A 10,002-nucleotide genomic window follows, 5' to 3' on the forward strand; every position below is an offset into this window, starting at 1 on the left:
ACCTGCTGCGCCCCGGGCAGCCGCTGCCCGGGGCGCAGCAGGTCGACGGTGGCCATCAGCCGGGTCAGCCGATCCAGCGGGGCCAGGCCCAGACGCAGCAGGGCGGCGTTGGCGACCAGCATGACGGCGAGACCGCCCACCAGGATGAACGCCTCGGTCAGCAGGACCGGTACGGAGACCGTCACCGGAGCCCACAGCAGCAGTGCCGTAGCGGTGCCCAGCACCAGGGCGTTGAGCCCGAAGATCCGCCAGAACAGCGACACCGGGGAAACGCCTCCCTCCGCGAACCGACCTCGGTTTCCCCTCCACTGTCGGTCGTCGTGGAACTCTGGGAACAATCGAAGCCTCTGATTGTGACCGTCCTCCCCCCACTCTGCCTTGAAATCCAGGAGGAAGCGAGGGAGGACGGTACCCATATCGGAGGTTGCGAGATACCCATGCGTATGGGTAACGCGGTTCCCGGGAAATGGGCCCCGCGCCCGATGGGTTTTCGGCGGGCGGACGAGCAGAGTCGAAGGTGACCGAGCAGCCCGGACGGCCGGCGCATACGGCGCCCCCGACCGTACGCCGCCGGACCGGGCGGCCGCTGCCGCGCCCGCCCCTCCTTCGGAAGGACCCTTCCCGTGCCCCTGGACCCCTCCCGGACCGATTCCCGTCCCGCACGCCTGACCTCGCACGACGCGCGGCAGCGTCTCGAACACGCCCGCAACAGCCGCATCGCCCAGCTCCGGGCGCTGCGGGACAGTGGGCAGAGCGCGGAGGACCCCCTGATGTCGGCGCAGGCCGACGCGATCGGCAAGGTCCTCAAGGAGATCGACGCGGCGTTCGCCCGTATCGACGAGGGCACCTACGGCACGTGCGTGGGCTGCTCCGCGCCTGTCCCGGCCGAGCGCCTGGAGATCCTCCCGTACACACGGCACTGCGTCACCTGCCAGCGCCGTGCCGCCGCCTGATCCACCCCGCCGTCCCGCCCGTTACTGTCTCCCGCCCTGCTCACAAGGGGTGAAGTGGTGAACCACCAGACCATCGGCGTCCAGGCCGCGCATCTGTCGCCCGAGGACCTCGCCGCGCTGCAGGAGAACCTGCACGAGCAACTCCTGTTCCGCCGGGAACAGCTGCGGCAGATCGCCGCGGCGTCCCGCGCCGAGGACCTGCGCCGGCGCCGCTGCCCGGCGCAGGACGAAGTCCACGTGAAGCTCGCCGCGTCCGCGCGTATGGTCCTCTCCGACGTCGAGGCGGCGCTGCGGCGTATCGCCGAGGGCCGCTACGGCGTCTGCCACCTGTGCCGGCGCCCCGTCGACCGCGAACGGCTGACGGTCGTGCCGCAGGCCCGTTACTGCGGGCGGTGCCAGCAGGTGCGGGAGGCCGGGCGATGACCGTCATCCGCCGCCCCCGCGCCACTTTCCCGGCCCGGCACCGGCCCTGGCCGCAGTGCCGACGGTGCTGCGGCCTCGCCCTCGACCTGGGCAGCCTGCGCACCCGCGCGTGGATCGCCGGCCGCGGCGTGATCCTCGACGTGCCCACGGTGACCTGTCCCGGCGCCGACGCGGTGTACCCGATCCAGCGCGGCACGATCGTGGACGTCCCCGGCACGGCCCGTATGCTCGACCGGCTGCTCGGTCACCGTCTGCCCGGCCTCACCCGCCCGTTGGTGGTGGTCACGACACCCGTGCTGGACGGTCCCCTCTACCGGGAACGGGCCCGCACCGCCGTGGAGGTGCTGCGGCCACGCGCGGTGCTGACCGTGCCCACGGCCCGCGCCGTCGCCCTCGCCGCCCGTGCCGACCTGTCGCGTCCGCTGCTGGTCGTGGACATCGGTGCCCATCTCACCGAGGTCGTCCTGCTGTGCGACGGCCTCGTCTTCGACGCCCGCCGTACGGCCCTCGGCACCGCCGACATCTCCCGCGCCGGTGACCCCGAGGAGATCGTCGGAGCGATCACCACCATGGTCACCTCGATGCTCCGGCAGGACCGCACGTCCCTCACCGCCGACGCGCTGAGCCGAGGCGTGCTCCTGGCGGGCGGTGGCGCTCTGCGCCCGGACATCACCTTCCGGCTCGGCGGCAGCCTGCGCACGTCGATGCGAGTGGTCCCGGCGCCGCACACGGCCGCCCTCCGCGGCGCCGCCGCCTTCCTCCAGTCCGCGCACGCCCACCCGTCGGCCGACGGCGCGTAGCGGGCGGCGGGCCGGCCCCGCCCGGCAGCCGGCACCGCGGGAGGGCCTCGCGGTGGACGGCGGGCGGTGGAGCGCGAGGTCGCCGAGGCTGAGGGCCAGGGGCCGTGTGGCGTCGTGGTCGGGGGTGTGGGCGCCGGGACCGGAGGGGGCGCGTCCGGCCTGTCGGCGGGGGTCGTACCGCTGGTCGGCGGAGTGCCTGGCCGCGGGCGTCGCGATGGGATGAACACGCAGGCCAGGGCACCGAGACGGGCGTGAGGACCACGCCCCTCGGGGCGCCGGCCCCCAGTGACGCATCGCCGACGCCCGTCGACCTGCCGGCCGACCGACCACACGCGGGAGAACCAAGTGAGATACCGGAAGACTCTGCCCTGGCTTGCCGCCGTCGCCTTCCTCGCGACCGCCTGCGGGGGCACGTCCGCGACCGGCACCGACGCCACGTCCACGACGTCCTCGGCTGCCGACGCTCCGTCCGGCGCCGACGAGAAGCGGAACAAGGCGCTGGTTCTGCGCCTGTACACGGAGGCGTTCAACAAGGGCCGGACCGGCGTGGTGAAGGAGCTCGTCGCCGCCGACCTCGTGCAGCACGAGAAGTCGGTGCCCGGCGGTGCCGACGGGCAGGTCGAGCTGTTCAAGAGGCTGAAGGCGAAGATTCCCGGCGCGGTGGCCACGGTCAAGCACGTGGCCGCCGACCGCGACCTGGTGGCGGTGCACTGGCACGCGTCGGCGACCCCGGGCAAGGAGGCGACCGGCCAGGCCAAGGTCGACCTGTACCGGGTCCGGGACGGCAGGGTGGCCGAGCACTGGGGCATCACGCAGACCGTCCCGAAGAAGACGGCCAGTGGGAACTCGCTGTTCAACGACGTGTACCGGTACCCGCAGGGGGCACCGGCGCTGTCCGAGGAACAGGAGGAGAAGAACCGGAAGTTCGCGGTCTCCGCGTACCGCAGGCTCTCCGACGGTGACGTGAACGTGATCGACGAGAGGTGGGACTCCCGGTACTACCAGCACAACCCGGCGATCACCAACGGCACTGCCCCGCTGAAGCAGTTCCTGCAACAGGGCGCGCAGGACGGAGCGTCGACCGGCGGCGACTCCGACGCGGACGCTCCCGCCGCCGAGGGGAAGACCCGGTTCGGGCACACTCTCGCCGACGGGGATCTCGTGTGGGTCTTCAGCTCCGACTACGTCGTCGCCGACCTCTTCCGCGTGGTCGACGGAAAGATCATCGAGCACTGGGACGTCGCCGCCGACGGGCAGTAGCCCGGGAGCCGAGCCGGCGGCCCTCTTCGGACCGAGGCAATCACCCCGGTACCCAGGAGCCGAGGCCGGGACGAACCCCGCCGCCGGCCGCCGGCCGTCGGGAGGCGGTGCGCCCGGCGGCCGGTCAGCGGCGGTGGCTCACCAGGTGTGGGCCACGTCCACCACGAGATGCCCGTCCAGCTGCAGCACCCGGAAGGGCAGTCGGGCCCGCACTCCGAGTCCGAACTGGGTCTGGCCCTCGAAGGAGCCGCCGAACTTCGCGTCCCGGAAGGTGCGGTACCCGGTGAGGTTCACACCCGGCAGCGGCTTCCCGACCTTGCCGGGGTAGGTGGGAGCGCCGGAGTCGTAGGCCGGTGCCCGCACGACGACCTCCAGGATGGCGCCGCCGGTGACCGGGATGGTCTCGCCGGTCGGGTCCTGGATGAACCGGTCCACGTACTGCACGGTGTAGCCGAGCTGGTCCGCGGACGCACCGGGGACGTCGACGACGAACCGGTCGTAGCAGTCGTGGCGGCCGGTCCTGGCGTTCGTGATGTACTCGCCCGCCGTGCTGGACCAGTCCGTCTTGGTGAGACTGCCCCAACCGGTCGGGCACGCGGTCGCCGCGCGCGGGGCGGCGGCCGGAGCGGCCACGCTCGGTACCGCGGCCACACCCAGTGCGGCGGTCACGAGGGCGGCGGTCACACAGACCGTTCTGCTTCTAGTCATTCTGTTCCCCCCAAGGGTACGAATGTCCGACATCAGGGGAGACATGCGGATCGCCCCGACGGTTGCACTCCGCTTACCGGAAAGTGGAAATTCCGCTCACCGGAGGGGGAAGGGTTCGGCTGCCGGTCATGACCGGCAGCCGCGGCGCTCCTGACGTAGGCCAGACAATGCGGTGCGGTCTGCCGGACGGCAGGAGACGCTGATGTGGTGAATCAACTGCGGGAGATCGTGGGCCTGGTCGGCGGTGTGCTGGGCCAGGACGTCATCGGCACCTACCTCCACGGCTCCTCCGTGCTGGGCGGCCTCAGGCCGGCCGGCGATGTGGACGTGCTGGTCGTCTCCCGGCGGCGCGTGGACGAGCGGGATCGACGGACACTCCTCGATGGGCTGCTCCGGATCTCCGGCGACCGCAACAGGGCCCGCCCGGTCGAACTCGCCGTGGTCGTCCGGTCCGAGGTCCGGCCGTGGCGGTACCCGCCGACCGGCGACTTCCTCTACGGCGAGTGGTTGCGTGCCGCGTACGAGGCCGGGGAGGTTCCCCGGCCGGAGCCGATGCCCGATCCGGCCCTGCTGAATCACCATGACGCCGACCGGCGACCACCCGCTCACCGGCCTCGCCCGGCGCAGGTCCTCGCCCCGGTGCCGCGGGCCGACCTGGTCCGGGCGAGTGTGGCGGGCATCCCCGGTCTGCTCGACGACCTGCGGAGCGACACCCGCAACGTCCTGCTGACCTTCGCCCGCATCCGGAGCACGCTCGCCACCGGCCGGATCATGCCGAAGGACACCGCCGCCGACTGGGCCCTCGCCCAGCTCCCGCCCGAGCACCGCGCCGCCCTCAGGCAGGCCAGGCAGCTCTATCTCGACTGCCCCTACGCCGAGGAGAGCTGGAGCGACGCGTTGCGGGCGCGGGTGGGGCCGCACGTGGACCACGTGCTCGCCGAGATCGACCGGCCGCGCACCCGAACCCCCGTGGGGTCGAGGGCCGCTGTCTCAGCTGCCGGTGTCGACACCGACGGTGGTCCACCCGCGCCTGCCGAGCCCGCCGACAGCCCCTAGCGGAAGGCGGCGACGTGGCGTCGGGCCCAGTCGTCGAACGTGCGGGCCGGGCGGCCGAGGAACTGCTCGACGACGGGACTGACCCGTTGTTCGGCGAGGGTGGGCTCGCCGAGGATCGTCAGCGTCGTCTCCACCACCGGCTCGGGCATGAAGCGCAGCATCTGCGCGCGGGCCTCCTCACGGGTCTGCTCGACGAAGCGGACGGGTTCGCCGAGCGCGTCGGCCAGCGACTCGGCCCGTTGGCGGGGCGTGGTGAGCGCGGGCCCGGTCAACTCGTGGATCCTTCCGGTGCGGTGGTCCTCCCGCAGGGCCGAGGCGGCGACCTCGGCGATGTCGTCCGGGTCGATGGTCGGCAGGCCGATGTCGGCGAAGGGCGCGCTGACAGTCCGCCGGGCGCGGACGGACTCGGCCCAGGCGTAGGCGTTGGAGTGGAAGCCGCCGGGGCGCAGGATCGTCCAGGCCATGCCCGACTCCCGGACGGCGTCCTCGATGGCGCGCGCGACGTCACCGTGGGAGGCCGAGCCGGGCCGGGTCGCCACTCCCTGGGAGGACAGCAGGACGACCCGCTCGACGCCGCCCGCCTTGGCGACATCGAGGATGTCCCGGGTGCTCAGCAGGTGCGCGCTGGGACCGCCGTTCTGCAGGAACAGCGCGTCGGCGCCGTCGAACACGGGCCGAAGGCTCTCGGGGTCGGTCAGGTCGGCCCGTACGTGCTCGACGTTCTCCGGCACATCGGCGTCGGAGATCCCGCGGGATGTCGCGGTCACCCGTGCACCGGATGCCGCGAGGGTCCGCACCAGCGATCGGCCCACGTTGCCGGTCGCCCCCGTCACTACGAACATGAACAACTCCCTTGTCAGTAAGGCATGTTGTCGCCGCCCGAGTGGGCGGGACCGTCGTCCGGGAGCTGCTCTCCGGGCGACACGGGGACGCTAACACCGTCGGTATAGTAGGTACCTAGAGGAAAGTGACTATCCCGAAGGGGTGTTCATGACGGCGGGCGACACCGACTGGGTGGCAGCGGCCACGACCGACCCCGAACTCGCCTGTCCGACCAGCGCGGTCGTCGACATCGTGTTCAGCCGTTGGACCACGCCGATCCTGTGGACCCTCCACACGGAGGGCCGCCGGCGGTTCGTCGAGCTGCAACGGCGGATCGGCACGATCACCCCGAAGGTGCTGACGCAGCGGCTGCGCCAACTGGAACGCGACGGCCTGGTCGAGCGCACGTACCACCCGGAGGTGCCTCCCAGGGTGGAGTACGAGATCACCGACCTGGGCCGCAGCCTGGCCCCCCTCTTCGCGCACCTCGCCACGTGGGCCGCCGGCAACCTGGACAAGGTCGAGCGGGCCCGCGACGACTTCGACGCGGACCCGTCGCGGGGCGCTCTCCCGTCCCCTTGACGGTTCCCTCCGTCGAGGCGACCGCTACCCCTGTCGCCGGCCGTTCGCGCGGCGGGCCAGGAGCAGGGCCACGTCGTCGTCCGGCTCGGGGGTGAGGGCCGCGAGCAGCAGGTCGCAGGTCTGTTCCAGGGGGAGTCGGGTGTCGTCGAGGACGCGCATCACGTTGTGCAGTCCCGCGTCGACGGACATTTCGTGGCTCTCGACCAGGCCGTCCGTGAACAGGGCGAGCAGGGCCCCCTCGGCGAGTTCGTGCTCGCCGACGGTGAAGGGGACGCCACCCACCCCGAGGGGGACACCGGCGGCGATGTCGAGGAGTTCGGCCTTCCCGTGCGGGCCCACCAGGACCGGCGGGAGATGGCCCGCACGGGAGAGTTCGCAGCGGCCGCGGCGGGGGTCGCAGACGACGTAGAGGCAGGTGGCCAGGGTGTCGGAGTCGCCGAGGGAGGCGGTGAGGCCGTCGAGGTGGTGCAGCAGCTCGGCGGGGGGCAGGTCGAGCCGGGCCAGGGCGCGGGTGGCCGTGCGGAGCTGGCCCATGATCGCCGCCGCGTGCACCCCCTTGCCCATCACGTCCCCGACGACGAGTCCGATCTTGCCGTCGTCGAGGGGCAGCACGTCGAACCAGTCCCCGCCCACCTCGCTGATGGCGGGCCGGTAGCGCGAGGCGACCTCCATGCCGCCGTGGTGCGGCGGCGCCTGGGACAGCAGGCTGCGCTGGAGGGTGAGCGCGATGTCCCGTTCCCGTCCGTACAGCCGCGCGTTGTCGATGCAGATGGCGGCGCGCGCCGCCAGTTCGACGGCGAGGGTGACGTCCTGGTCGTCGAACGGGCGGGGGTTGACCGTGCGGCACAGGCTGAGGGTGCCCAGGACCTCGCCGCGGGCCATCAGAGGCACGGCCAGATACGAGTGGACGCCGGCGCTCCGCAGGGTCTCGGCCGCGGCGTCGTCGCGGGCGATGCGCCGCAGCACCGTGTCGTCGACGTGTGCCCGTAGGAGGGGGCGTGCCTCGCGGACGCACTGGGTCACCATCCGGGACGGGCTGTACAGGGCGGGCTGCCCGACCGGGTTGGCGGCCTCGATGGCGTCGGTGGGGTGGCTCGCCTTGAGGGCGAGGGCCCAGAAGTCGAGGGAGCCGTCAGCGCGGGGCGCGGCCGAGCCGCCGGGGTTGACGACGGCGTCGAGGGCGTCCACGGCCGCGAGGTCGGCGAGCTGGGGAACGGCCACGTCCGCCAGCTCGCATGCCGTCCGGCGCAGGTCGAGCGTGGTGCCGATGCGGACTCCGGCGTCGGCGATCACCGCGAGCCGTTCCCGCGCCTGGGCGACCTCGGCCGCCGCCCGCTCCCGCTCGGAGACGTCCAGGACGGAGATCGCCAGGCCCAAGACCCGCCCGTTCGGGTCCTCGATGCGGTGGTACGACTCCGAGAAGGCGTGGTCCTCGGTGTCGGCCTCCGTATGGCCGACCGTCTGCTGGTCGAGCAGCGGCTCACCCGTCCGCAGGACGTAGCGCATCCGTGACTCGATGGCGTCGACGTCGAGGGCGGGCAGCACCTCGCCGACGCGGCGGCCCAGCACGGCCGCCTCGGGCACTCCGTTGAGGCGTTCCAGCGACGGGTTGACGCGCAGCCATCTGAGGTCCGGGTCGAAGACGGCGATCCCCACCGGCGACTGGCTGACCAGGATGTGGGAGAGCGCCAGATCGCGTTCGACGTTGCGGACGGTCTCCGCGTCGGCGCCCAGGCCGAGGGCGAAGATGTCGCCGTCGGCGTCGCGCAGTTGCATGGTGCGGAACTCGACGCGGCGGGTGGAGCCGTCCTTGTGCCGCACCGGGAAGACCCCCGCCCAGCGTGCCCCGGTGCGGACGTTGCGGAACAGCTCGCGCGCCCGTGTCTGGTTCTCCGGTGCGACGAGCAGCGCGCCCGCGTCCTCGCCCAGCGCCTCCGCCGCGGTGAATCCGAGCAGGGACTCCGCTTCGGGGCTCCACAGGGCGATCCGGCCGTCGCTGCCGAGGACGAGTGCCGCCACGCGCAGCACGTCGAGCAGCCCGCCGGGCGCGGCCGTGATGCCGTCCTGCCGGCCGCTTCCGGTCCGGGTCTCTGGCTCGGGCATACCGGACACTCCTTCCGGCGGCGGCGCGGGAAACCGGTCCCGTGCTGCCGGGCCCCCTGTCAGTCATACCTCCGACCCCGCGCCACCGCACGCCATCACGGTCCACGCCGAGGGGGCTCGGCGCCGTCGCAGGGATCGGGAACGGTCCCGGAGGGTGGATCGCCATGCGGGGAAAGTTCACGTACCTTCAGTACGTGAAGGACGGGGGGAGCGGATGACGACGCGAGGCACTCGGGCGGAGCAGCGGGAGCGGACCCGGCAGGCGCTGGTGCGGGAGAGCCGCCGGTTGTTCGCCACACTGGGGTACGGGGCCGTGGGGCTGTCGGAGATCGTGCGGGCGGCGGGCGTCACCAAGGGCGCGCTGTACCACCACTTCTCCAGCAAGGCCGAGTTGTTCCGGGCCGTGCTGGAGCAGGTGCAGGAGGAGGTGGCCGAGCGGATCGCCGAGACGGCGGACGCCCGGGAGGACACCTGGGAGCAGCTGGTCTCGGGATGCCAGGCGTTCCTCACCGTCTCCACGGACCCGGTGATCCAGCGCATCATGCTCGTCGACGGTCCCGCCGTGCTGGGCTGGAGCGAGTGGAGGGCCATGAACGAGACGACGTCGGGGCGGCACCTGGCTCAGGTGCTCGGGGATCTGATCGAGGAGGGGACGATCACCGCGCAGCCGGTCGAGCCGCTCACCCATCTGCTGTCGGGCGCGATGAACGAGGCGGCACTGTGGCTGGCCGCCTCCAAGGACCCCGCCGACCTCGACGACACGCAGAACGCCCTGGTGGCGATGTTGCGGGCCCTCCGGGCGACCTGACACGGGCCGGTGCCCCCGCCGCGGGCGCACGCGGCGGGGGCACCCCCCTCGGTGCGGGTGGGCGGGCCGGTCAGGCCACGTCGAGGGAACGGCCCGCGCGGTGCGCGCAGGCGTAGCAGCCGCCCTGACCGCGGCGGATGTTGTTGAGCGCGGGCGTACCGATGTGGCCGCAGGTCATGCAGCGGCACCTCCATCGGTCCCGTACCCGTCCGGGGAACGGCTCCAGCGGCTCCATGCCGACCGCCCGCATCTCCGCCTCGGCCGCAGCACGGTCCACCGGGGCCCGCCCGGCGCAGGCGCGGCAGCCGCCCTTCCCGGCGCGGATCCCGAACAGCCTCGGGTGGACGGTGCGGCCGCAGACGACGTGCCGGCACAGCCATCGGACCCTGGCCCCCGGGTACGGTTCCAGCGGTTCGAAGCCCGCGGCGCGCATGTCGGCCTCGGCCTGCGCCCGGCCGGCGGCCCGTCGCCGCTCCCCCGCGGCGAT

10 protein-coding genes and 2 pseudogenes are annotated in these 10,002 nt (G+C 72.9%); 7 read left to right on the top strand and 5 right to left on the bottom strand.

What is annotated here, in order from left to right:
- Positions 1-263, bottom strand: a pseudogene (locus AOK15_RS27595) (sensor histidine kinase); the annotation flags it as partial.
- A 360-nt stretch (positions 264-623) separates the two neighbouring features.
- On the opposite strand from AOK15_RS27595, the gene AOK15_RS27600 reads away from it, so the two are divergent.
- The 4 genes from AOK15_RS27600 (at position 624) to AOK15_RS27615 (ending at position 3,436) form a co-directional block, all read left to right on the top strand.
- On the top strand, positions 624-953 hold the full coding sequence (locus tag AOK15_RS27600; RefSeq protein WP_055521066.1) for a TraR/DksA family transcriptional regulator: 330 nt from the start codon (positions 624-626) through the stop codon (positions 951-953).
- Between the two features lie 54 nt (positions 954-1,007).
- Entirely contained in the window at positions 1,008-1,376 is a 369-nt protein-coding gene (locus tag AOK15_RS27605; RefSeq protein WP_055521067.1) for a TraR/DksA family transcriptional regulator, read from the top strand.
- The gene (locus AOK15_RS27610) at positions 1,373-2,176 is read left to right on the top strand and encodes a rod shape-determining protein (RefSeq protein ID WP_055521068.1); all 804 of its coding nucleotides are present in this window, start codon (positions 1,373-1,375) and stop codon (positions 2,174-2,176) included. Before AOK15_RS27605 ends, AOK15_RS27610 begins: the two co-directional genes overlap by 4 nt.
- 345 nt (positions 2,177-2,521) lie before the next feature.
- Entirely contained in the window at positions 2,522-3,436 is a 915-nt protein-coding gene (locus tag AOK15_RS27615; RefSeq protein WP_055521069.1) for a nuclear transport factor 2 family protein, read from the top strand.
- 138 nt (positions 3,437-3,574) lie between these two features.
- Here AOK15_RS27615 and AOK15_RS27620 read toward each other — a convergent pair whose 3' ends face one another.
- Positions 3,575-4,144, bottom strand: coding sequence for an AMIN-like domain-containing (lipo)protein (locus AOK15_RS27620; protein ID WP_055521070.1), 570 nt, complete (start codon positions 4,142-4,144; stop codon positions 3,575-3,577).
- Positions 4,145-4,348: 204 nt separating this feature from the next.
- Here AOK15_RS27620 and AOK15_RS27625 point away from each other — a divergent pair.
- A pseudogene (locus AOK15_RS27625) lies at positions 4,349-5,200 on the top strand (aminoglycoside adenylyltransferase domain-containing protein).
- On the opposite strand, the gene AOK15_RS27630 reads toward AOK15_RS27625, so the two are convergent.
- On the bottom strand, positions 5,197-6,042 hold the full coding sequence (locus tag AOK15_RS27630) for an SDR family oxidoreductase (protein WP_055521071.1): 846 nt from the start codon (positions 6,040-6,042) through the stop codon (positions 5,197-5,199). The pseudogene AOK15_RS27625 and the gene AOK15_RS27630 sit on opposite strands and share 4 nt — an antisense overlap.
- Before the next feature lie 148 nt (positions 6,043-6,190).
- Between AOK15_RS27630 and AOK15_RS27635 the strand changes: the two genes are divergently transcribed.
- A complete protein-coding gene (locus AOK15_RS27635; protein WP_055521075.1) occupies positions 6,191-6,604 on the top strand; it encodes a winged helix-turn-helix transcriptional regulator in 414 nt (137 codons plus the stop codon).
- Between the two features lie 24 nt (positions 6,605-6,628).
- Here the strand turns inward: AOK15_RS27635 and AOK15_RS27640 are convergent, their stop codons facing one another.
- Positions 6,629-8,707 (bottom strand): SpoIIE family protein phosphatase, encoded by a 2,079-nt coding sequence (locus tag AOK15_RS27640; RefSeq protein ID WP_055521072.1) that lies wholly within the window; start codon positions 8,705-8,707, stop codon positions 6,629-6,631.
- 214 nt (positions 8,708-8,921) lie between these two features.
- Between AOK15_RS27640 and AOK15_RS27645 the strand changes: the two genes are divergently transcribed.
- Positions 8,922-9,515: a TetR/AcrR family transcriptional regulator gene (locus tag AOK15_RS27645; RefSeq protein WP_055521073.1), complete on the top strand. Its 594-nt coding sequence runs from the start codon at positions 8,922-8,924 to the stop codon at positions 9,513-9,515.
- 70 nt (positions 9,516-9,585) lie between these two features.
- On the opposite strand, the gene AOK15_RS27650 is transcribed toward AOK15_RS27645, so the two are convergent.
- The coding region (locus tag AOK15_RS27650) for a hypothetical protein (protein WP_055521074.1) at positions 9,586-10,002 on the bottom strand (417 nt) is incomplete at its 5' end.

This window comes from Streptomyces ossamyceticus (genome assembly GCF_001418475.1).
In the GTDB taxonomy this organism is placed as follows: Bacteria; Actinomycetota; Actinomycetes; order Streptomycetales; family Streptomycetaceae; genus Streptomyces; species Streptomyces ossamyceticus.